This window comes from Plantibacter sp. VKM Ac-2880, from assembly GCF_015351235.1.
Taxonomy (GTDB): domain Bacteria; phylum Actinomycetota; class Actinomycetes; order Actinomycetales; family Microbacteriaceae; genus Plantibacter.
The window spans coordinates 583870-603317 of sequence record NZ_JADKSJ010000002.1 but is presented as its reverse complement, the minus strand read 5'-3'; the positions used below and the strand labels follow the sequence as shown (position 1 = coordinate 603317).

24 protein-coding genes and 1 pseudogene are annotated in these 19448 nt (G+C 68.1%); 11 read left to right on the top strand and 14 right to left on the bottom strand.

Translation table 11 applies throughout. The annotated features are described in order from the left end of the window. Positions 1-194: 194 nt before the first annotated feature. Genes ITJ57_RS14960 through ITJ57_RS14950 form a run of 3 tightly spaced genes read right to left on the bottom strand, consistent with a single transcriptional unit; the run spans position 195 to position 3198 of the window. On the bottom strand, positions 195-1391 hold the full coding sequence (locus ITJ57_RS14960) for an ABC transporter permease (RefSeq protein WP_194670864.1): 1197 nt from the start codon (positions 1389-1391) through the stop codon (positions 195-197). After that, positions 1388-2071, bottom strand: a complete 684-nt coding sequence (locus tag ITJ57_RS14955; protein ID WP_194670863.1) for an ABC transporter ATP-binding protein — start codon at positions 2069-2071, stop codon at positions 1388-1390. The genes ITJ57_RS14960 and ITJ57_RS14955 overlap by 4 nt, the downstream gene beginning before the upstream one ends. Then, positions 2068-3198, bottom strand: a complete 1131-nt coding sequence (locus ITJ57_RS14950) for a peptidoglycan-binding protein (protein WP_194670862.1) — start codon at positions 3196-3198, stop codon at positions 2068-2070. The genes ITJ57_RS14955 and ITJ57_RS14950 overlap by 4 nt, the downstream gene beginning before the upstream one ends. 267 nt (positions 3199-3465) lie before the next feature. On the opposite strand from ITJ57_RS14950, the gene ITJ57_RS14945 reads away from it, so the two are divergent. After that, positions 3466-3894 (top strand): hypothetical protein, encoded by a 429-nt coding sequence (locus ITJ57_RS14945; RefSeq protein WP_194670861.1) that lies wholly within the window; start codon positions 3466-3468, stop codon positions 3892-3894. Positions 3895-3942: 48 nt separating this feature from the next. Here the strand turns inward: ITJ57_RS14945 and ITJ57_RS14940 are convergent, their stop codons facing one another. Then, positions 3943-4809: an AraC family transcriptional regulator gene (locus ITJ57_RS14940; protein WP_194670860.1), complete on the bottom strand. Its 867-nt coding sequence runs from the start codon at positions 4807-4809 to the stop codon at positions 3943-3945. 161 nt (positions 4810-4970) lie between these two features. On the opposite strand from ITJ57_RS14940, the gene ITJ57_RS14935 reads away from it, so the two are divergent. Beyond that, a complete protein-coding gene (locus ITJ57_RS14935; RefSeq protein ID WP_194670859.1) occupies positions 4971-6923 on the top strand; it encodes an ABC transporter ATP-binding protein in 1953 nt (650 codons plus the stop codon). A 276-nt stretch (positions 6924-7199) separates the two neighbouring features. On the opposite strand, the pseudogene ITJ57_RS19855 reads toward ITJ57_RS14935, so the two are convergent. Then, positions 7200-7325, bottom strand: a pseudogene (locus ITJ57_RS19855) (hypothetical protein); the annotation flags it as partial. On the opposite strand from ITJ57_RS19855, the gene ITJ57_RS14925 reads away from it, so the two are divergent. Continuing rightward, positions 7317-7529, top strand: coding sequence for a hypothetical protein (locus tag ITJ57_RS14925; protein ID WP_194670858.1), 213 nt, complete (start codon positions 7317-7319; stop codon positions 7527-7529). The pseudogene ITJ57_RS19855 and the gene ITJ57_RS14925 overlap by 9 nt on opposite strands. 195 nt (positions 7530-7724) lie before the next feature. Continuing rightward, positions 7725-8177 (top strand): VOC family protein, encoded by a 453-nt coding sequence (locus ITJ57_RS14920; protein WP_228507276.1) that lies wholly within the window; start codon positions 7725-7727, stop codon positions 8175-8177. Between the two features lie 24 nt (positions 8178-8201). On the opposite strand, the gene ITJ57_RS14915 is transcribed toward ITJ57_RS14920, so the two are convergent. Beyond that, complete coding sequence (locus tag ITJ57_RS14915; RefSeq protein WP_194670857.1) at positions 8202-9584, bottom strand: FAD-dependent oxidoreductase; 1383 nt, start codon at positions 9582-9584, stop codon at positions 8202-8204. Between the two features lie 30 nt (positions 9585-9614). Here ITJ57_RS14915 and ITJ57_RS19850 point away from each other — a divergent pair, with 30 nt between their 5' ends. The 4 genes from ITJ57_RS19850 to ITJ57_RS14895 all read left to right on the top strand — a co-directional run bounded on the left by ITJ57_RS19850 (position 9615) and on the right by ITJ57_RS14895 (position 12194). After that, a complete protein-coding gene (locus ITJ57_RS19850; protein WP_194670856.1) occupies positions 9615-9782 on the top strand; it encodes a hypothetical protein in 168 nt (55 codons plus the stop codon). A gap of 152 nt (positions 9783-9934) precedes the next feature. Beyond that, the gene (locus tag ITJ57_RS14905; protein WP_194670855.1) at positions 9935-11146 is read left to right on the top strand and encodes an inorganic phosphate transporter; all 1212 of its coding nucleotides are present in this window, start codon (positions 9935-9937) and stop codon (positions 11144-11146) included. Positions 11147-11157: 11 nt separating this feature from the next. Beyond that, complete coding sequence (locus ITJ57_RS14900) at positions 11158-11478, top strand: hypothetical protein (RefSeq protein WP_194670854.1); 321 nt, start codon at positions 11158-11160, stop codon at positions 11476-11478. Positions 11479-11480: 2 nt separating this feature from the next. After that, entirely contained in the window at positions 11481-12194 is a 714-nt protein-coding gene (locus ITJ57_RS14895; protein ID WP_194670853.1) for a DUF3349 domain-containing protein, read from the top strand. Between the two features lie 119 nt (positions 12195-12313). Here ITJ57_RS14895 and ITJ57_RS14890 read toward each other — a convergent pair whose 3' ends face one another. Beyond that, positions 12314-12883 (bottom strand): sugar O-acetyltransferase, encoded by a 570-nt coding sequence (locus tag ITJ57_RS14890; RefSeq protein WP_194671476.1) that lies wholly within the window; start codon positions 12881-12883, stop codon positions 12314-12316. A gap of 197 nt (positions 12884-13080) precedes the next feature. On the opposite strand from ITJ57_RS14890, the gene ITJ57_RS14885 reads away from it, so the two are divergent. Together ITJ57_RS14885 and ITJ57_RS14880 are read left to right on the top strand one after the other, a co-directional pair. Next, on the top strand, positions 13081-13347 hold the full coding sequence (locus ITJ57_RS14885) for a hypothetical protein (protein ID WP_194670852.1): 267 nt from the start codon (positions 13081-13083) through the stop codon (positions 13345-13347). Between the two features lie 95 nt (positions 13348-13442). After that, positions 13443-13652: a hypothetical protein gene (locus ITJ57_RS14880; protein ID WP_194670851.1), complete on the top strand. Its 210-nt coding sequence runs from the start codon at positions 13443-13445 to the stop codon at positions 13650-13652. Positions 13653-13682: 30 nt separating this feature from the next. Here ITJ57_RS14880 and ITJ57_RS14875 read toward each other — a convergent pair whose 3' ends face one another. The 3 genes from ITJ57_RS14875 to ITJ57_RS14865 all read right to left on the bottom strand — a co-directional run bounded on the left by ITJ57_RS14875 (position 13683) and on the right by ITJ57_RS14865 (position 16122). Beyond that, positions 13683-14690, bottom strand: a complete 1008-nt coding sequence (locus ITJ57_RS14875; protein WP_194670850.1) for a hypothetical protein — start codon at positions 14688-14690, stop codon at positions 13683-13685. 109 nt (positions 14691-14799) lie between these two features. Further along, entirely contained in the window at positions 14800-15645 is an 846-nt protein-coding gene (locus tag ITJ57_RS14870; protein ID WP_194670849.1) for an NAD(P)H-binding protein, read from the bottom strand. Positions 15646-15696: 51 nt separating this feature from the next. Further along, positions 15697-16122: a helix-turn-helix domain-containing protein gene (locus ITJ57_RS14865; protein WP_194670848.1), complete on the bottom strand. Its 426-nt coding sequence runs from the start codon at positions 16120-16122 to the stop codon at positions 15697-15699. Between the two features lie 119 nt (positions 16123-16241). Here ITJ57_RS14865 and ITJ57_RS14860 point away from each other — a divergent pair, with 119 nt between their 5' ends. Then, positions 16242-16748: a hypothetical protein gene (locus ITJ57_RS14860; protein ID WP_194670847.1), complete on the top strand. Its 507-nt coding sequence runs from the start codon at positions 16242-16244 to the stop codon at positions 16746-16748. A 49-nt stretch (positions 16749-16797) separates the two neighbouring features. On the opposite strand, the gene ITJ57_RS19480 is transcribed toward ITJ57_RS14860, so the two are convergent. The 4 genes from ITJ57_RS19480 to ITJ57_RS14845 all read right to left on the bottom strand — a co-directional run bounded on the left by ITJ57_RS19480 (position 16798) and on the right by ITJ57_RS14845 (position 19444). Continuing rightward, positions 16798-17316 carry a phosphotransferase enzyme family protein gene (locus tag ITJ57_RS19480; RefSeq protein WP_228507274.1) on the bottom strand — a complete coding sequence of 173 codons (519 nt, stop codon included), beginning with the start codon at positions 17314-17316 and terminating at the stop codon, positions 16798-16800. Beyond that, positions 17208-17789: a hypothetical protein gene (locus ITJ57_RS19475; protein ID WP_228507272.1), complete on the bottom strand. Its 582-nt coding sequence runs from the start codon at positions 17787-17789 to the stop codon at positions 17208-17210. Before ITJ57_RS19475 ends, ITJ57_RS19480 begins: the two co-directional genes overlap by 109 nt. 68 nt (positions 17790-17857) lie before the next feature. Further along, complete coding sequence (locus ITJ57_RS14850; RefSeq protein WP_194670846.1) at positions 17858-18511, bottom strand: ScbR family autoregulator-binding transcription factor; 654 nt, start codon at positions 18509-18511, stop codon at positions 17858-17860. 456 nt (positions 18512-18967) lie between these two features. Then, positions 18968-19444 carry a hypothetical protein gene (locus tag ITJ57_RS14845; protein WP_194670845.1) on the bottom strand — a complete coding sequence of 159 codons (477 nt, stop codon included), beginning with the start codon at positions 19442-19444 and terminating at the stop codon, positions 18968-18970. Between the last annotated feature and the right edge of the window lie 4 nt (positions 19445-19448).

Below are 19448 nucleotides of genomic sequence, written 5' to 3'. Positions count from 1 at the left end.
ACTGACGGTCCGATCAGAACCTCGATCGGCAGGCCCGCCCGCGTCGACCTCGCCGGTGCGGACGTCGGTACGGCTGCGAGGCGGATTGGAGCCCGGCCTCGCAGCCACGCCGACGTCAACGCTGATGGGGCGTCATCGCCATCAACCTCGGGTGTCTGTGCCCGCACAGAGAGAGTCCCTGGACAGTTCATACGTCAGCTGCTGAGCGCTTCCGTCGGAGGCGTCCGGGACGCGCGGATCGCGGGATAGAGTCCCGCGACCGCGCCGATGACGAGGGTCGCTCCCACGCCTCCGACGAGCACGAGCGGCGGGAGCGAGACGGGCCATCCCGATGCCGTCGCCATGATGACCGTCACCAGGCTGCCGAGGCCTGCTCCCGCGATGCCGCCGAGTGCGGACAGCAGGAGCGCTTCCGTCAGGAACTGGGAACGGATGTGCCCCCGTGTCGCCCCGAGCGCTCGTCGCAGACCGATCTCCCGGCGGCGCTCGAGGACCGAGATGACCATCGTGTTCGCGACGCCGATGCCGCCGACGAGCAGCGCGACGGACCCGAGTCCGAGCAGGAGTCCGGTGAAGGCCTGGTCGGCGGCGTTCTTCGCGGCGAGCGCGTCCGAGGGCCGTGAGACCTTGACCTCCTGAGGCGCCTCGGGATTCACGGTAGGTCCGAGCAGCTCCCGGACGTGGGGGACGCTCTCGTCGGTCGAGCGTTCATAGACCGTGGTCGGGTTGCCCGCGAACCCGAACAACGTTGCGGCGATCCCCTCGCCGATCAGGGCGGACGTGTCCAGTTCCTCGGCGAGGACGACCGGTGCGAGCACGCCGATGACGGTGAACCGTTGCCCACCCAGCCAGATCAACCCACCGGGCTCGATGATCCCGAGTCGTTTCGCGGTGGTCGCACCGAGCACCACGGTCGGATAGGAAGCGGTCGCTGCGTTGAACCACGCGCCCGAGACGACTTCCGCCCCGACGACCTCGGCCAACGCTGCTGACGCCACATGCACCCCGATCCCGCCGGTCCGGCCGGGTTCGATGAGTTCGCTGCGGTAGACCGACCGCTCGCTCAGACTCGCGGTCGACCCGACGTACTGCACACCCTCGATCTGGCTGACCTTCGCGGCGGTGTTCGGCGGCAGCTTCGTATCTTCGCCGGACAAGCTCTTTCCGGCGGTGACGCGCAGCAGGTTGGTGCCGAGGGATTCGAGCTGTTGGTTGAGTCTCGCCTGGCTGGACGAGGAGATGCCGACGACGGCGATCATCGCGGCGATGCCGATGGCGATCCCGAGGGCGGACAGGACCGCCCGGGTCGGGCGGGAGCGAAGGCCCGTCGTCCCCAGGTGCAGGACGTCGCGTGCGAGCAACTTCGAGGTGCGTCCGGGTTCGCGGCTCATGCTGCCACTCCTGCATCTGCGACGACGCGGCCGTCGCGGATGGACACGCGGCGCGGGAGCTGTGCTGCGAGCTCGACGTCGTGCGTGATGACCACGACGGTGGTACCGGCGTCGTTCAGCTCCGTGAGCAGCTCGACGATGGTGGCACCGGAGGCCGAGTCCAAGTTGCCGGTCGGTTCGTCCGCGAGGAGCAACGGCGGGTCGCCGACGACTGCGCGGGCGATGGCGACCCGTTGCCGCTCGCCACCGGACATCTGGTTCGGTCGGTGGTCAAGCCGGTGCCCGAGTCCCACCCGAGTGAGCGCGGCGATGGCGCGTCGGCGTCGTTCGGAGCGGGGGACGCCGGTGTAGATGAGGCCGTCTGCGACGTTGTCGATCGCGCTGGTCCCCTCGGCGAGGTGGAACTGCTGGAACACGAACCCGATGCGGTGAGCGCGGAGTGCGGAGAGTTTCGTGTCTGGGAGGCGTTGGACGTCCTCACCGTCGATGAAGGCGGATCCGCTGCTCGGACGGTCGAGGGTGCCGATCAGGTTCAGCATCGTCGACTTCCCGGAACCACTGGGTCCGACGATGGCGACGAACTCGCCTGCCGTGATGGTGAGGTCGACGCCGGTGAGGGCGTGGACCGGCGGGCTGCCGTAGCTCCGGCCGACTCCTTCGAGTCGCACGATGTCGCTCATGCTTCCGGCACCACGACGTCGTCACCCGCGGCTACGCCGTCACCACTGATCTCAACCTTGCCGTCGGCGAAGAGGCCGGTCGTGACCGGTACCCGGTTCGTCGTCCCGTCGCCGGCGACGATCTCGACGCCGTAGCGTTCGGCGTCGAGCGCGATGAGTGCCTCGACCGGAACCGAGAGCACGTCGTCGCGACGTTCGGACGGGAATCCGACGGTCACGCTGCTCCGTTGGAGTGTTGCGGTGGCCGCTGGCTCGTCGAGGGAGACGGAGACCGGGATGACGATGGACTTCTGCCCGTTCGCCTCGCGCTCCGTGGAGGCGCCCACGGTGATGACCGTGCCGGTCGTGCTCGTGCCGCCCGGCAGACTGATCGTCACCGCGCCTCCGGGAACGGCCAGGCGCTGGTCAGAGGTCTTCAGGTCGACCTCGATCTGCTTGTTCAGCGAGGTCACCGTCAGTAGGGGTCCGCCCTGGCCGATCTGGGTGCCGATCGCGGCTGCAATGAAACCGATGCGCACGTCGCCCGTCATGAAGACGACCGAGCCGAGCTCGAGTCGGCCGGTCTGCCCGAGCCCGAGCGCCTGCTGCCACCGCTTGACTGCGCGCTCAGTGGATTCGGCGAACTCGAGGTCGGGGGTGCGATCGAAGTAGCCGAGACCGGCGAGACTCGTCTCCAACTGGAGCACGTCGGGTCCGTTCGTCATCCCGGTCCCGAACGCACGCCAGGCCGGGAGCGGTCCGTGCAGCAGGAGCACGGGGACGTTGTCGATCCAGTACAGACCGTTCCCGAGTGACACCTGACTGCCGACCGGCGCGGTCGCCGTGACCGTACCGCTCGCGCCCGCCCCGATGACACGGCTGTCGGAGTAGTCGATGGTGCCCGGTGTCGGGCTGATGCCGAACAGATCGCCGCGTTCGACCTTGGCCGTCGAGGTGTCCACGGTGGTGTACGCCTTCGACGGTGCGGTGCTGCCGTTCTGCTGCACGACGGCGAACGCCGCGCCGCCGCCGAGCAACAGGGCGAACACCGTGATGCTCACGATGAGTGCGCCGCGGCGTCGTGGTCCTCGCTCGGTGGGCTGGTCGTCGGCGTGGAGATCCGGTTCGGCGTCGAGAGTGGGATGCATGGGGGTTCCTTCCGGTGGCGCTGTCGGGCCGCTGGTGTGGCGGAGCGAGGTCTGCCACAGGTGTCCGGCAGATGTGGTCCAGCTGACCAGAGCAGGGGTTGCGCCAGTGTTGGGTCTTCACCACACGTTTCTGCAACACGCGGAGTGCTGAGCTGTGGATCGACAACCGATGTCGATCACCCAGGAGAAAACATGTTCACGTCACTTCCTTCCCGCCGTCAGAGCAGCGCGACGGTGCGGGTACCCCGGCCCCGCTTGGCCGCAGCGATGCTCGCCGCCCCGCTGCTCATGGTCGTCCTCGCCGGTTGTGGCAGCACAACGCAGGGCACGTCCGACAATGGCGCCGGGAAATCGTCCGCACAGTCGGAACAGGATTGGCAGCTCGAGTTCGCGTCCTGCATGCGCGACGAGGGGATCGACTACCCGGATCCCGACCCCGACGGCTCCTATAGCCCGAACGTCACCGATGAGGAGGCGTTCAACGCCGCCTCGGTCCGATGCGAGAAGCAGGTGGGCCCGCCGCCGCCCTCCGACGTGAAGCAACTGACCATCCAGGAGTTCGATGAACAACAGCTCAAGCTGGCGATCTGTCTGCGCGAACGCGGCTTCGACGTCGCCGACCCGGAGCGTAGTGGTGTCGGGGTGATCACTCCTGAGGGTGCGACCCAGGCGGACTTCGACGCCTGTGAGTCCTGAGCCGGGCGGCGGACCTGCCGGCGTCCCGCGGCCGACAGGTCCACTCCGTCAAGCGCGCTCGACGGGGAGCCAGAGCTCGCAAGCTGCCGTGCTGAAGTCGTCGGCACGGTCGAGCACCGCGACGATGGACGGGCCGGGCCGGAGTCGCCATGGGTTCGACGGGAACCAATCAGTCGCGGTCGCAGCCCATGCCTCCTGCAGCGCGGCCGGGTACTCGCCCTCGGTGTGGAACACCGCCCACGAGCCGGCCGGAACCTCGATCGTGTCGAGATCGTCGGGCACCGGGGCCGCGCCCGTGACGGCTACGCCGTGCAGGTAGGTCAGTTCGCTTCCCTCGGTGTAGTCCGGGTCGACGTCGGCGCTGACCTGGAGCAGGCCGGCCGGTTCGGTGTCGCTTAGAGTTTTGAGGCGTGCGTGTTCTGCCGCCGGCAGTGAGGCGATGTGGGCTTGGATGTGTGGATTGATGCCTTCATGGATGAGCGGCACGCGGGTGGCGTGGCCGGCGAGCAGGAATGCCGGCCGGTCGGTGATTCGGGTGTCCATGGTGATGTTCCCTTCTACGGTCAGGCGGAACCTGATCTGCGGTTGTGTTCGAAGGGGGCCGCCGTCTCGCTTGACGTCGCCGACGCTGACGCCGTGCACCGATCGGAACGCTCGGCCGAAGGCCTCGGTCGATCCGTAGCCGTAGCGCACCGCGATGCTCAGCAGATCGTCGGTTCCGAGAACGTCTGCTGCCGCGACCGACATACGGCGCCGCCGGATGTACTCCGACAGCGGCATCCCAGCAAGCGACGAGAACATCCGACGGAGGTGGTACTCCGTCATGCCAAGTTCCCTCGCCAAGGATGCAACGTCAAGGTCGTCGTCCAGACGACCTTCGACCAGTTCGACCAGTCTGTTCAGTTCTGCGATCATGCCGCCTCCTTCGACACCCACACTTCCGTCTCGTCACGATCGGCACCCTACTATCGCGGTCCGATCGGATCGCGTCTGTGCTTCACGGTGCAGGTGAAGAGGATTTCGGGTTTGGACACCCGGCATCTACGTTAGGGCTGGCGCCCACGGAAGGAACCGCAATGAGCATGGAAAGCGCGGCCTGGAGCTCGCTCTACAAGATCTCGTCCGCCAAGGATGGCAAGCACGGTTTCTCCCGCGAGTCGGTGAAGCGGATCCTGACGTTCGCGGTGCCCTACCGGTCGAAGCTCGTGATCTTCATCACGCTGTCCATCGGGGGAGCCTTCCTCGCGGTCGCGACGCCGGTGCTCGCCGGAAAGGTGGTCGACGTCATCGTCGCCCGGGGAGCGGTCACGACCATCGTGTGGCTCGCCGTCGTCATCGCCCTCGTTGCTCTCGCCGATGCCGCCGTGTCGCTCGTGACGCGATGGTTCTCGGCACGGATCGGCGAGGGCGTGATCTTGGACTTGCGCACCGCTGTCTTCAACCACGTGCAGAAGATGCCGATCGCATTCTTCACCCGAACGCGGACCGGCGCCCTGGTGAGCCGCCTCAACAACGACGTGATCGGCGCTCAGCAGGCCTTCAGCGGCACGCTGTCCGGCGTGGTCACGAACATCGTGGCGCTGATCCTCACCTTGATCGTCATGCTCAGCACGTCCTGGCTCGTGACGGTCCTCGCCGTGATCATGCTTCCGATCTTCCTGATCCCCGCGCGCCGCATGGGTCGTCGCCTCGCAGCGCTGCGTCGCGAAGCAGCCGACCACAATTCGGCGATGAGCACGCAGATGACCGAGCGGTTCTCGGCACCCGGCGCCACCCTCGTGAAGCTGTTCGGCCGGCCTGACGAAGAGGCCGAGGAGTTCCGCGTGCGCGCCGCCCGCGTGCGAGACATCGGGGTACGCACGGCGATGCTGCAGTTCGTCTTCGTCACCGCGCTGATGCTCGTGTCCGCCCTCGCCCTCGCGCTCGTGTACGGGCTCGGCGGCACCCTCGCACTCGCCGGCCAGCTCGACACCGGAGAGGTGGTCACCCTGGCGCTCCTGCTCACCCGGCTCTACGTGCCCCTGACCGGCCTCGCGAACGCCCGGGTCGAGATCATGAGCGCTGTGGTCAGCTTCGAGCGCGTCTTCGAGGTGCTGGATCTCAAGCCGCTCATCCAGGAGAAGGCCGACGCCGTCACCGTCCCCGAGGGACCCGTGTCCGTCGAGTTCGACGATGTGCGTTTCGCCTACCCGTCCGCCGACAAGGTGTCGCTCGCCTCGCTCGAAGAGGTTTCGACGCTCGACACCCGCGGCGGCGACGAGGTGCTGCACGGCATCTCCTTCAGCATCGAGCCGGGCCAGACCGTCGCCCTCGTCGGGACGTCCGGCGCCGGTAAGTCCACGATCGCCCAACTCCTTTCACGCCTGTACGACGTCGACAGCGGCGCCGTGCGCCTCGGGGGCACCGACGTTCGCGACGTCAGCTTCGCCTCCATGCGGCACACCCTGGGCATGGTGACCCAAGACGGCCACCTGTTCCACGAGACCATCCTCTCCAACCTGCGCCTGGCCAGGCCGGAGGCATCCGACGAGGAGGTGTGGGACGCCGTTCGCCGTGCGCGACTCGAGCCGCTCATCCGGTCGCTGCCGGACCAGCTCGACACCATGGTCGGCGAACGCGGGTACCGGCTGTCGGGTGGCGAACGCCAGAGAATGACCATCGCGAGGCTCCTCCTCGCCCAGCCACGTGTCGTCATCCTCGACGAGGCGACGGCGGCGCTGGACTCGACATCGGAGGCAGCTGTGCAGGCGGCGCTCAGCGAGGCCCTCGAGGGCCGAACGGCGATGGTGATCGCCCACCGCCTCTCGACCATCCGCAGCGCAGACCTGATCCTCGTGGTCGAGGACGGTTCGATCGTGGAGCGGGGTACGCACGAGGAGCTCCTGGCCCTGAGTGGCCGATACGAGGAGCTGCACCGCACGCAGTTCGCGGAGACCCCAGAAGCACCTGCAGGTGATGAAGCGCTCAGCGGAACAGCGTCCGTCGGATTCACTCATGGAAGCCGAGACCGGCACGGCGACGGTGGTTGAACGTGCAGCACTGAGGGTCTCCGTTGCCCGGCGTCCCCAGCGGATGGCGGCGCTCGGTCACTGGTCGAAGCGATTCGTTACGCCGGTATTGCTAGATAGCCGGAATACCTTGCGCACGCTGTGCAGTGGGCCTAGCATCGCTTCCAACCGGAGCGGCGTTGCGAACACGGATTCGGGTTCCGCGTGAGCCGCTGCTCTGGTGTGTGGGGCGGCGCTTCGGGTGCGCCGCCCTCTTGTCGTCTCGCCGTAGCTTCTGCCCCGCTGTCTCTCGGGACCTTAGCCATCCGATGCAGGCTGGGTCGCGACCAGTACGGCGAACAGCGGGACGAGCGAGTTGTCTGGATAGGAGAGCCCGCGCTCCCACTTCGACACCGCGGACTCGGTGACGTACACGTGCTGTGCGAGCTCCCGCTGTGCGAGGCCGGCGTCCCGTCGCTTCGCCGAGACGAAGCGTCCGAACTCGGACTGCTCGCAGCCTTCCTCGTCTCGATCACCACGGCCATGGGCGGAGGCAGCGCCGGAGGGTACATCCTCAGCGCGGTGTACCTCGCGATCGGCCTCGCCGGGCTCGTCTGGTGGAGCATCCTCCGTCGGCGGAAGGGCTGACGCGGACTCATCGCGTCAGCGATCCGACCTGCCGTCACTCCGGCCTGAGGAACGGTCGGACAGCTCATGCACAGGCGTGACGGCGTTCAAGCCGTCCCTACTCGATTTCCTCTTGACGTCGTCGGCCACCCTCGCGATGATGCAGACACGATCGACGGCACCGTGCCGCCGGCGCCCTCGAGAGAGACGGCCCTGATGCCCACCATGATCTTCGTCAATCTGCCCGTCAACGACCTGGTCCGGTCTCGGGTGTTCTTCGAGGCACTCGGGTACTCGATCAACGAGGGGTTCAGCGACGAGAACGCGGTGAGCGTGGTCATCAGCGACACGATCACCGCGATGTTGCTCACCCGGGAGTTCTTCGCGGAGTTCACGAGCAAGACGATCATCGACGCCACCACCTCCACCGAGGTGCAGCTCGCGCTGAGCGCCGAGAGCAGAGGCGACGTCGACTCGATCGTCGAGAAGGCCATCGCGAGCGGAGCGACACCTGCCGGCGAGCAGGACCATGGCTTCATGTATTCGAAGAGCTTCGACGACCTCGACGGCCACCACTGGGACTTCGTCTGGATGGACCCGGAGGCTGCCGCCGGCGGCGCACCGGAGATGACCGTCGAGGAGATCCGGGCGAACACGACGCACAGCTGAGCGCGGTGCTGGACGACCTACCGATCAGCGGAAGGTTCCCGTCACGCCGCGGCGGCGCTGATCCGTCGTCTGTTCCTGTTTCGCATGCGCCAGCATCTCATCGCGGTCGACGATCTTCGTCCGCTCCCGTCCCCGTTCAGCTCCGGCGCTGCGCTCGGCGGCGTCGATGCGCAGCCAGCCGCCGAGGTCGACAGCGTGGTCGAGTCGATCGATCGATTCTTCCCAGCGCGAGATGGGCTCGGTCTCGGCGAGATCGTCGACGAGGTGACGGACGGTCTGCGCAGCATCCGACTTGGTCGAGCCGATGAGCCCGATCGGCCCGCGCTTGATCCAGCCGGTGGCATACAGCCGTGGGATCGGCACTCCCGCCCCGTCCACGACTCGCCCGTCGGTGTGGGGGACGACTCCGCGATCCGCGTCGAACGGCATCCCGGGAACCGCGGCCGAGCGGTAGCCCACGGCCCGGTACACGGCTCCGACGTCGTAGCGCAGCAGCTCGCCGGTTCCGACCATCCGTCCCAGCTCATCCGATGCGGTGCGCTCCATCTCGATGCCGGTCACGCGGTCCGCGCCCAGCAGACGAACCGGACGCTGACGCAGGTGCAGGTGGATGCGGCGCGAGGCCGTCCGGACCGCCGGACCGAGCGCGGCCCACTCCGTCATCGTGCGCACGACGACGCGGCGCTGCGAGAACTGCGCGACCATTCGCTCGGCGTGCTCATCCAGGACGAGTTCCTCCGCGTCGACGATCACGTCGACGTCGTCCTGCTCGGCGAGTTCGCGCAGCTCCATCGCCGAGAAGCGCACATCGGCCGGGCCTCGCCGGGCGAACAGGTGCACCTCGCGCAGTGGACTGGCGGCGAGCTGATCCAGTACGGCATCGGGGGTGTCCGTGTGTGTCAGCGCGGAGGCGTGTTTCGCGAGGATCCGGGTGACGTCGAGCGCCACGTTGCCCGCGCCGAGCACTGCGACCGATTCCGCCTCGAGAGGCCAGGTGCGCCCGACATCCGGGTGCCCGTCGTACCAGGCGACGAAGGCCGCGGCGCCGAAGGATCCGGGGAGGTCGATCCCCGGGATGTCGAGGCGGACATCGAGGTCGGCACCCGTCGCGACGATGACCCCGTCGTAGGCCGCCCGCAGTTCCTCGATCTCGACGTCGACGCCGATCTCGACGTTGCAGAGCAGGCGGATGCGCGGGCTCACCAGCACGTCGTGCAAGGCGTCGGTGATCTTGCGGATGCGCGGATGATCCGGGGCGACCCCATACCGGACCAGGCCGTAGGGCGCCGGAAGTTTCTCGAACAGGTCGATCGAGGCTGCCGGTGCGAGGCCGAGGAGGATATCGGCGGCGTAGATGCCGGCCGGGCCTGCCCCGACGATGGCGACTCGCGGTTCAGCGACGGTCATGCGTGTTCCCCCTGAGGTTCAAGCGCGGCGATGATCGGATCATCGAAGGCGAGCATCCCCGTCCTGGGTGTGCCGCCCGGCGATCCGATCGTCGAAGAACTCGACGTTCGCCGTGTAGCAGTCCTGCCACTCGACAACCGTAAAACCTCAAGTTCACTTGAGGTCAAGCCGAAGAAGGAACCTGCACCTGTTGGCTGAGGGTGTCGGCTCCGCGTCATCGCACTGCCGAGGCCGCCCGCCAGAGACCGAACGGGCGGAATCGGCCGACGGTTTCCACGAAACGTGAACAGTCGGTGAATCCGCCCGAGCACCCGTTGTCGATCCAGCGATCGAGGAGCAAGCTCGTCGCCGTGGACCCCATCATCCTGCTCTCGCTCGTCGTGATCACGGCACTCGCCTTCGATTTCACGAACGGATTCCACGACACGGCGAATGCGATGGCGACCTCCATCGCCACCGGCGCGCTGCCGCCGAAGGTCGCCGTCACCCTCTCGGCGGTGCTGAACCTCGTGGGCGCGTTCCTCAGCATCGAGGTCGCCCTCACCGTCACGAACGCGGTCGTCAAGATCCAGGACTCGTCGGGCGCTCCCGATCCGGCGCTCCTCGAGGGAGGCGGCTCGGCGCTCCTGCTCATCGTGCTCGCCGGCCTCATCGGTGGCATCATCTGGAACCTGCTCACCTGGCTCCTCGGGCTGCCGTCGAGCTCGTCACACGCGCTCTTCGGTGGCCTCATCGGCTCCACGCTCGCGGGCCTCGGCCTGAACGGCGTGAACTGGGCCGGTGACGGTTCCAAGCTCGACGGCGTCGTCGGCAAGGTCATCCTCCCGGCGCTCATGTCGCCCGTGCTCGCCGGCGCGGTGGCGGCCATCGGCACCTGGCTCGTCTTCCGCGTCATCGGCAACATCGCGCAGGGGCGTCTCCACCGCGGGTTCCGGATCGGGCAGATCGGCAGCGCGTCACTCGTCTCGCTCGCCCACGGCACGAACGATGCACAGAAGACGATGGGCGTCATCACCCTCGCGCTCATCGCGGCCGGCGGCTGGGACGACACCGAGTCCGTTCCGCTCTGGGTGAAGCTCGCGTGTGCCCTGGCGATCTCGCTCGGCACGTACATCGGTGGGTGGCGGATCATCCGCACCGTCGGCAAGGGCATCGTGGAGTTGAACACCCCGCAGGGCATGGCGGCCGAGAGCTCCTCCGCCGCCGTGATCCTCGCTTCGAGCCACCTCGGCTTCGCGCTCAGCACCACCCACGTCGCGACCGGATCGATCCTCGGCTCCGGGGTCGGCCGACCGGGGGCTCAGGTGCGCTGGCGCGTGGCCTTGCGGATGGTCATCGCCTGGGTCATCACGCTCCCGGCCGCCGCGCTCATGGGCGCGGTGATGTGGTGGGTCGGCCACCTCGTGGGTGGTGCGATCGGCGGAATCCTCATGGTCGCGATCCTCGCCGGCGTCGCGCTCTTCATCTACCTCCGATCGCGTCGCGACAGCATCGGATCCCATAACGTGAACGACGACTGGCAGGACGCCCCCGCCCGCTCGTCGCAGCAGACCGCAGCGTAAGGACGACGGACATGTTCATGCTCTTCCTCGAGGCCGCCGCCCAGGTGGCCGTCATCGCACTCGTACTGGGCGCGGGTCTTCCCACGCTGTTCGCCGTGGGTGTCCGCTCGTTCGCGGTCGCTGGTGGCGCCGGTTCCGCCGACCGGAATGGGTCCGGCACGCCCGCGCTGCCGCCCGCGCTGCCGCCGGCGCTGCTCCGCGCGATCGGCGTGCTGTGCTTCGCCGTCGTCGTCGCGGCGGTGCTGGTCGGACTCACGATCATCGTCGCCACCGGGTTCGGGCAGGAGGTCAGCTTCGACCACGTCATCCCGACCTTCACCCCGAAGGACTGAGCATGTCGCACGAGACCGGCGGAGACGCGGACGGCGTCGAGGTCGCGAGTGGTGGGTCCGGCGTGGTGGCGCGGGTCGTCGGTTGGCTCCGCGCCGGATACCCGACGGGCGTGCCCGAACACGACTACGTGCCGCTGCTCGGCATCCTTCGACGGAGCCTCACCCCCGAGGAGCTGGACCAGGTGGTCGCGGGACTGGTCGTCGAAGCGGAGAACGCCGATGCCGTCGGCGAGCCCGTCGGTCAGGACCGTCTGCGGGCGCGTGTCGAACAGCTCCTCCTCGGACCGGCGCTCCCGGAGGACCTCGTCCGGGTCTCAGCCCGGCTCGCGAGCGCGGGGTGGCCGCTCGGCAGCCCGGACGACGTCCGTGCGGAAGCGGCCGATCACACCGACGCCGGCGCGGGTCGCGCGAACCTGCTCGGGGAGCGCGGAGGGCTGGTCGCCCGCATCGTGCGCTGGCTCCGAGCCGGGTACCCCGCGGGGCTCCCCGAGCAGGACTTCGTCCCCCTCGTGGCGCTCCTCCGAAGGCGGTTGAGTGACGCTGAGGTCGCCGAGGTGGGTGCGCGCCTCGCGGCGGAGGGCGACCCGTCGCTCAGTCGTGTCGACGTCGCCACGGCGATCGCCCAGGTCACCGCAGAGCTGCCGAGCGACGAGGACGTGGAACGTGTGCGCCGGTCCCTCGCCGACCACGGGTGGCCGAGCGACTTCGCGGTCTGATGTGGTCGAATGCGGTTCGGGTCGGTCGGCGGTTCCACGAGGCGACAGGGCGAGCGGCGGTGCGGGCTCCGCGTGACGTGGCCTGCACTCGGCGGAGCCTGGATGCCGCGCACTGGCGGTCAGCCGTCGATGGCCCGGACGACGCGTGCGGGGGAACCGACGGCGATCACCCCGGCCGGGATGTCCTTCGTGACGACCGAGCCGGCACCGATGACGGAGTCGTCACCGATGGTGACCCCGGGGAGGACGGTGACGTTGGCTCCGAGCCAGACGTTCCGCCCGATGACGACGGGGGAGGGGATGAGGTCGGCCCGCCTGCTGGGCTCCATACCGTGCTGGAGCGTTGCGATGACAGCGTTGTGCCCGATCAGGCAGTCGTCGCCGATCGAGATACCGCCCTGGTCCTGGAAGCGGCATCCGGAGTTGATGAACACCCGGGCGCCGATCCGGATGTTCTTGCCGAAGTCGGCGGTGAACGGCGGGAACAGGGTCACCGTCTCATCGATGGGACGGCCGGTCAGCTCGGCCAGCAACTCCCTCACCCGGGCGGGTGGGTGGTACCCGGTGTTGAGTTCGCCCGCGATCCGGAGGGCTTCCTGGCTGGTGTCGTGCATGACCGCGTGCCCGGGTGAACCGCCTGCGATGGTCTCGCCGGCGTTCAGGACGGCGAGTAACTCCGGGAGCGTCATCGGTGCTCCCGGATCGGCCGACGGGGATCCGGGTACGGCGGTGATGTCCATGGGATCCACCGTACGGCGGTCCGAGCGAGCGAGGGATGCTCTGGCAGGACACCGTTCGCCGGCGAACCGTCCGAAGCGGTTCGCGTCGACGTCGCCGGTAGAATACGATCACTGGTCGAATTTCGGCCCGAGAATGTGGGACAAACATGGCATGGTTCCTTGCTGACGTCGGCACCGGGAAGAAGCGCGAATTCTTCAACACCGAGAGCATCGTGAGCGTCTCGTGGGAGACGAAGTTGTACCGGGACGAGGACGTCGAGGGCTCAGAGGCCGTCGAGACCGTCTTCGTGGAACTCACCTTCATCAGCGGTGGTCGCCGAGACATCCGGCTGGGCGCGTACACCGACGACGCGAAGACCGAAGCGGCCATCGGCATGGTGCTCGGATCGACCGCCGTTCTGGAACTCGCCTAGCGAGCCTTCCTAGCGAGCGCACGCCGCGTCGGTCGTGACCAGGATCCACCTGTCGGATGTTGTGATTCGACGGCTCCTGTTGCACGCTTGGGGGCATGCGGGAGATGTTCGGGAGCCGGGGTGAGATCGTCGGTGCGCTGCTCGTGGTCGCGGCTGTGATCACGCTGTTCGTCGCCGCGTTCGCCTACGCCGCAGGCGACGAGCTCGCGATCCTCGTCGTGATCACCGCCTTCGCTGCCGGGACGACGGGCTTCGGTGTGCACATTGCGAGCCGCGAGGCCCGCTTCCGACGCGACAAGCGCTAGCGATCGCAGCACGAGCGGTCGCGGCACCCTTCAGAGCGTCGTGATCCGCAGGGTGCTCGCGTAGCCGTCGACCAGCGCGACCGACAGCTTCCAGTAGGCGTCCTCGATCGCAGCGCCGACCTCCCGATCCTCGCGCTCGTGCTGTTGCGGCAGCAGGAGCAGGACCGTGCCTCGGCGGGTGCTGGCGACCGCGAGGGCACCAGGGCTCGACTGGACGACACTGTCGATGAGCCGGCTCACCAGCTCGTTCGCGTGCGCGACGCCGTAGGCGGCTTTGACCACGGTCAGATCGACGATCTCGGCGGAGAGGATCACGGAACCGGGGTGCTCCCGATGGAGTGCCTGGAGTCGACGGGCCGTCGTGAAGGAACCGGGGCCTCCGCTCGCGCGCCGACTGGAGAGCTCTTCGACCCGCAGGAACACCAGGACCAAGGTGGTGACGACCACGAACACCAGGTTGATCACCGTTGTGATCTCGGTGTTGAAATACTGCTCGAACGCGCCACCATCGGGACCGCCGAGACCGAAGATCACGGCCCGTGCTGCGCTGTAGGACGCATGGAGCGCCTGCACGATGGTCATCGCCCAACTCACCCGGAACGATCCGAAGAGACCTCTCCGGGATTCGACCGCGGTCAGGGTGGCGAAGAGGCTCAGGCCCAGCAATTTCGGGATGACGCCCGCCCAGTTCGGGGTGTGGGTATCGGGGAGGAACGTCAGGATCATGGCGATCAGTGCCACGGCGATGACCTGCCAGAACCGGACCCGTCGACCGTTGAACGCCTGGCAGCCCAACCAGACGAACCCGACAGCTCCGACCATCGCACCGTTCCCCAACGCCACGGCCAGCGGCGGATCCCCCAGCGCCGTCGCGGCGAGGTAGGACGCGGTGCAGAGCACGGCGAGCATCGAGGCCGTGAGCCAGAGGTTGATGTACCGGCCGGACAGCGACTGGCGGCTGTCGACGACGAACAACAGCGCGCACGACCCGGCGACCATCACGGAGACGGCGAGCAACACGAAGGTCTCAGAACTCACCGGTCCTCCGCATCGTCGCGCACTCGCCCCTGGCCTGAACTCTAGTCCGCTGGCCCCGTCCAGTGTCGGCTGGACGGGGCGAGTTCAGGGTCGGCGGCCGCGCGGCGGGTCAGACTCCCATATCCGTGAGCCACTGCGACACGGAGCGGGGCGCGATCCCCAGTCGCTCCTGAGCGCTGCTCGACTCGTCGATCACGTCCGACGGTTGGGTCAAGCGGTGGGTGTACATCGCGACCACCGGCTGGATCGCTTCTTCGCCGATCAGGACGGCCATCTCCGCGCCCATCTCTGCGGGGCTCTGCGCTTCGAACCGCACTTCACGGCCGAAGTGTTCGCCGAAGCTCCGGGCGAGGTCCGCGCCGAGGAGGCCTGGCAGCGCACCGAGATCGACGACTCCGGTGATGTCGGTGTCGGCGAACAGGCCGGCGGCGACGTCTGCGACGTCGAGGTGGGATGACCAGGAGACGGCGTAGTCCTCGCGGAGCGGGTACCGCAGCACGCCGTCGGTCCGGACGGCGCCGACGATGTGCGGGGCCAGCAGGTTCTCCAGGTACAACCGTGGTGCGATGACCGCCGTCGACACGCCGCTTCCCTCGAGCCCACGGAGGAGCGTCACGATCGCGCTGGGGTGCTCTGCCGTGAAATCGACCGGGTACCCGCTGGACGACACCACCACCCGCGCGGGCCGAGCCGAACCGATCGCCATGGCGATGGTCTTCGCCCAGGCCTGCAGCTGCTCGGGGGAACCGAGCGGCAGGTGCACGAAGACGCCGTCGACGTCCTCGTAGGCCGTGGTGAGTGTGGAGACGTCGTCCAGGTCGAGAGCGATCGCATTTCCAGCCGAATACGCCTGCGGGTTGCGGACGCCGCCCCTGACGGTGTGGCCGAGTTCGATGAGTTTGGCGGCGACGGGGCCGCCCTGGGCGCCGGTGGCGCCGTGTACGAGAATGTTCATGAGCCCAGTAGCGCACACCGGGCCCCGGTTACATCAAGGTAACCGGCCGGGTCAGAGGCCCCTTCGCGGCAGCTTCTCGGACTCCGGCGTCGAACCCGTTTCGTCGGCACGTCGGTCGTCGAACGCGTCTCGTGCCCCCAGGACCTCTTCGATGTGCTGCTCGGCCCACAGACCCAACGCCATCAGTGGCTCCCGCAGCGTCTGCCCGAGCGGTGTGAGCTCGTACTCGACTCTCGGCGGCATCTCGTCGTAGGCGGTTCGCGTGAGGATGCCGTCGCGCTCGAGGTCACGAAGCGTGCTGGCCAGCACCTTCCCGCTGATCCCACCGACCGCCTGCCGGACCGTTCCGAATCGCGCGGGACCCTCGCTCAGCGCGATCACGATCATGGCGGTCCACTTGTTCGCGATCCTGGCGAGCGAGGTGCGAGACGGACAGGTGTCCAGCATCACGTTCCATACGGGCGGGTTCGAGGTCATCGCGCTCCTTTGGTCACCGAGAGGTACCACGTTACCAGTGGTAATCGGATGGGTGCCCGGCGCACCAGACGAGCCGACCGGCGCTGTACGAGGATTCCTGACGCCGGTAGGTTCGATGCATGGTTCAGGTGCAGAACATCCAGCGGTTCCGGAAGCTGGTCGATGAGCCCCTCACCACCTGGCCCGGTGCGTTGGTGGTCGTCGTGGCGGTGTTGGGCGTCGGCTTCGTTCTGGGCGCGGCGTACGTCGGTCCGCTCGACGACTACTCGGAGGCGGAACTGGCGCAAACGCTGCCGATCCTGGTGACCTCGTTCGGTGCGTTGATCTTGGCTGGAGGGGTCATCGTTCAGCAGGTCGCGGGCGCGGTGCAGCTGCGGATAGCAGCGTGTGCGCGCGCGGTGGAACGCCTGTCCGAGCCGACGACCGCTACTCCGACAACGCCTGCCGACGATGCGCTGCTGCGTCGTTTCGCGGGGGAGCTGGAGGAGTACGTCGACACCGTCACACGGCTGCGCGGCCGTCTCGGTCTCGCCAGGAGGATCAGTGCGGGCCTCGTCTGTGCGGCTGGGGCGGTGCTCGCCGCGGGTGCGGTCCTGAGTGGCTGGGCGCTGCCGGTCCTCACCTGAGCCTGCACCGGCAGCAACGTCCGCGGTACGTGTCAGTCGACGCCCCGCGTCAGGTGGTCATCTCGGGGAGGAGCGCACGCGCCGCCGGGCCCCATCCGGTCGGATCTTCTCCCGGAGGAACGAGGAGGAAGGAGAACCACAGCACGAGGAGGTTCCACCAGTCGGCCTCCGCCCTCGTCAGCGGGCGCTCGGATTCGTACCCCTCGCGGAGCCAGGTGTGGACGTCGGGCGGGACCGGTCCCCAGTCTCGGAAACGGGTCCCCAACATCACCGCCGATTGGGCCAACTCCATGACGGGGTGGTCGAATCGGGCTTCCTCGAAGTCCAAGACCGCCGTGACGTCGTGTCCGGTGCACAGGATGTTCGAGGACCGGAAATCCCCGTGGACGAGCTGCGCCGACAACTCCTCGGACGGCGCGCGGGCGACGAACCGGATAATCTGCTCACGCACTGCGGGCGTCAGCACACCCGAACGGCCGGACTCCAGCCAGTCGGTGATCCGTGCCGCCAGCGGCTTGGGCGGACCAGTGAACGCATGGATGTCCCCGGTGCTCGGGTAGTGAGCCAAGGCGGAGTGCAGCCTGGCGAGAGCAGCCCCGGCCGCTCGGACCTGCTGGGTTCCGCGACGTCCAGGAGGAGCCCGGTGATCTGGCGTTGGAGGCTCATCGACGTCCGCTCGCCGGTCTCCACCTGCACCCGCCCGTCGAGGGAGGGCACGGGTGCCGACACGGGCAGTCCCTGTTCACCGAGCCAGGCGGTGAGCTGGGTCAGTGCCGTCAGCCGAGGGAACTTCGTCGGGAGGACGGACCACTTCGCGAGGAACGGTCCGGACGCCGCGCTGATCCAGGCCAGGGCGTTGTGGCCGCTCATCACGATCCGCGTGACCGATTCGACCTCGACGCCCCAGTGCTCACCGACGGTTGCGGCGACCCAGCTGCCTGCCGCAGTGGCGTCGTCGAGCCCGAACCGTGCGGCGATGACCTTCACGGGATCGTCGTTCTCCCACAGCATCTCCAGCAGCGGTGCGGCGACCTCGGTCATGCTTCTCCTTCGCGGTCAGCGCGCTTGCCGCACGAGGCTACCGCGCCCGACCGAGCCTCGGCAGGGAGCTACTGCTCGAACGCCTGCTCGCGGATCCGGTTCGCGGCAGCTCGGCCGGCTTCGGGAACGATGGCGTCGATCGTGAGCCGCCACATCCGGTCGACCGACCCGGCGACGTCGCCTCGACCGAGGGTCGCCTGGGCGGTGAGCTGCACCCCGGTGAAGAAGCCGATGAGGGTCCGCGCCAGATCCGGCGCCTCCATCGAGCTCTGCAGCTCGCCCTCGTCGAGCGCGGATGCGAGTTCGAGGGCAGTCCCGGCGATCCAGTCCTCGTAGAAGTCGCCCGCGGGTGCGCTGAGCGAGCCTTCGTCGAGGGCGAGTCGGATGCCGGCACGGACGACCGGGTCGTGCTCGAGCTGGTCGACGATGGCCCGCGAAGCGCGGATGAGTCGCTCGAGGACCCCGTCGTACTGCGCGCTGATCTGCGCCATGACCGGAAAGGATCGGGCGTGCTGCTCGTGGATGACCGCCAGGGCGATCTGCTCCTTCGACTTGAAGTGGAAGTACATCGAACCCTGTGAGACGCCCGAGGCCTCCGCGATCATCGAGAGACTCGCGTTCCCGAACCCGATGCGGTCGAACACCTTCGCGGCTCCCTCGACGACAGCCTGCTGCGTCGCCTGACCGCGCTCCTGTGTCGGAATGCGACGTGTAGCCGGCATCCGGATCTCCTCGACTCTGCGCCTGTGGTCGGACCGTCGTGAAGCGATGGCCGTGGCGAGGTTCTGAAGGTACCAGTCGCGGTCTCCGCGTTCCATGGGTCGGGGGATCGGGTGAGCGCTGTCGAAGGACCCGACCACTAACTGGTGCGATCCGCTTAGTTATGGCAGGGTGGCTCCTGCGGGGAGACGTGCGACCGGCGGGGAGTCGGGGGCTCGCGCACCGGGACGAGTCCCACCCGTGAGGGAAGGCGTCCGACGAGGCCGGTCGGACTGCCTGCACGATGCCACTGGGGGCACTGGCATCGACGATCATCACGATCGTGCGGGTCGCGTGGCAGTCGGGGGACTGAACCTGCGTGGCCCGCTCCTCCCGCTTCATCGGTTCCAAGCGGGGATCGCTCGTGGAAACGGCACCGTGCGGGCCCGACGTTGCTGTCCCTTCGGTCCCTCATCTCCTCACGGCGCCTGAAGGATCGGGCGCTCGCCGCATCTGGCCATGAGGAGCAGCGTCAACGCCGCACCGGCGAGGAGCCCGTCGGCGACACCGGCGGGCAACATGAAGATCATCAGGACGAGCGTGACAGCACTGTTGAGGACCGAGAGCTCGAATCCCCAGGCGCGATTCCGGAGGACGACGACCGCACCGATCGTGCGGAGGATCCCGAAGATCCCGCTCATCACCATCATCAATGCCAGGTTCTCGTTCAGATAGGGGAGCGCGAACACCTCGATCCCAGCGGGCACAGCCGCCGGGCTCACCCCGAGGACGAGCATCACCGGCAGCGCGCAGGCGACGAGCGCCTCCATGAGGACAACGTGGACGAGCAGCAGGACTCCAGCGGCTCGGAGCCGGCGTCGACGCACGAGCCCGTCGCGGTCGGGTCGGCTGTCGCCGATCAGGGGTGGATGGTCCGCAGCGAGGTCTCGGGGCATCCTG

Bases quoted from the DNA above. Each gene is read 5' to 3' on its own strand.
- ITJ57_RS14960 (WP_194670864.1), bottom strand. From the start codon at position 1,391: ATGAGCCGCGAACCCGGACGCACCTCGAAGTTGCTCGCACGCGACGTC.
- ITJ57_RS14955 (WP_194670863.1), bottom strand. From the start codon at position 2,071: ATGAGCGACATCGTGCGACTCGAAGGAGTCGGCCGGAGCTACGGCAGC.
- ITJ57_RS14950 (WP_194670862.1), bottom strand. From the start codon at position 3,198: ATGCATCCCACTCTCGACGCCGAACCGGATCTCCACGCCGACGACCAG.
- ITJ57_RS14945 (WP_194670861.1), top strand. From the start codon at position 3,466: ATGCTCGCCGCCCCGCTGCTCATGGTCGTCCTCGCCGGTTGTGGCAGC.
- ITJ57_RS14940 (WP_194670860.1), bottom strand. From the start codon at position 4,809: ATGATCGCAGAACTGAACAGACTGGTCGAACTGGTCGAAGGTCGTCTG.
- ITJ57_RS14935 (WP_194670859.1), top strand. From the start codon at position 4,971: ATGAGCATGGAAAGCGCGGCCTGGAGCTCGCTCTACAAGATCTCGTCC.
- ITJ57_RS14920 (WP_228507276.1), top strand. From the start codon at position 7,725: ATGCCCACCATGATCTTCGTCAATCTGCCCGTCAACGACCTGGTCCGG.
- ITJ57_RS14915 (WP_194670857.1), bottom strand. From the start codon at position 9,584: ATGACCGTCGCTGAACCGCGAGTCGCCATCGTCGGGGCAGGCCCGGCC.
- ITJ57_RS19850 (WP_194670856.1), top strand. From the start codon at position 9,615: ATGATCGGATCATCGAAGGCGAGCATCCCCGTCCTGGGTGTGCCGCCC.
- ITJ57_RS14900 (WP_194670854.1), top strand. From the start codon at position 11,158: ATGTTCATGCTCTTCCTCGAGGCCGCCGCCCAGGTGGCCGTCATCGCA.
- ITJ57_RS14895 (WP_194670853.1), top strand. From the start codon at position 11,481: ATGTCGCACGAGACCGGCGGAGACGCGGACGGCGTCGAGGTCGCGAGT.
- ITJ57_RS14890 (WP_194671476.1), bottom strand. From the start codon at position 12,883: ATGACGCTCCCGGAGTTACTCGCCGTCCTGAACGCCGGCGAGACCATC.
- ITJ57_RS14885 (WP_194670852.1), top strand. From the start codon at position 13,081: ATGGCATGGTTCCTTGCTGACGTCGGCACCGGGAAGAAGCGCGAATTC.
- ITJ57_RS14880 (WP_194670851.1), top strand. From the start codon at position 13,443: ATGCGGGAGATGTTCGGGAGCCGGGGTGAGATCGTCGGTGCGCTGCTC.
- ITJ57_RS14870 (WP_194670849.1), bottom strand. From the start codon at position 15,645: ATGAACATTCTCGTACACGGCGCCACCGGCGCCCAGGGCGGCCCCGTC.
- ITJ57_RS14865 (WP_194670848.1), bottom strand. From the start codon at position 16,122: ATGACCTCGAACCCGCCCGTATGGAACGTGATGCTGGACACCTGTCCG.
- ITJ57_RS14860 (WP_194670847.1), top strand. From the start codon at position 16,242: ATGGTTCAGGTGCAGAACATCCAGCGGTTCCGGAAGCTGGTCGATGAG.
- ITJ57_RS19475 (WP_228507272.1), bottom strand. From the start codon at position 17,789: ATGACCGAGGTCGCCGCACCGCTGCTGGAGATGCTGTGGGAGAACGAC.
- ITJ57_RS14850 (WP_194670846.1), bottom strand. From the start codon at position 18,511: ATGCCGGCTACACGTCGCATTCCGACACAGGAGCGCGGTCAGGCGACG.
- ITJ57_RS14845 (WP_194670845.1), bottom strand. From the start codon at position 19,444: ATGCCCCGAGACCTCGCTGCGGACCATCCACCCCTGATCGGCGACAGC.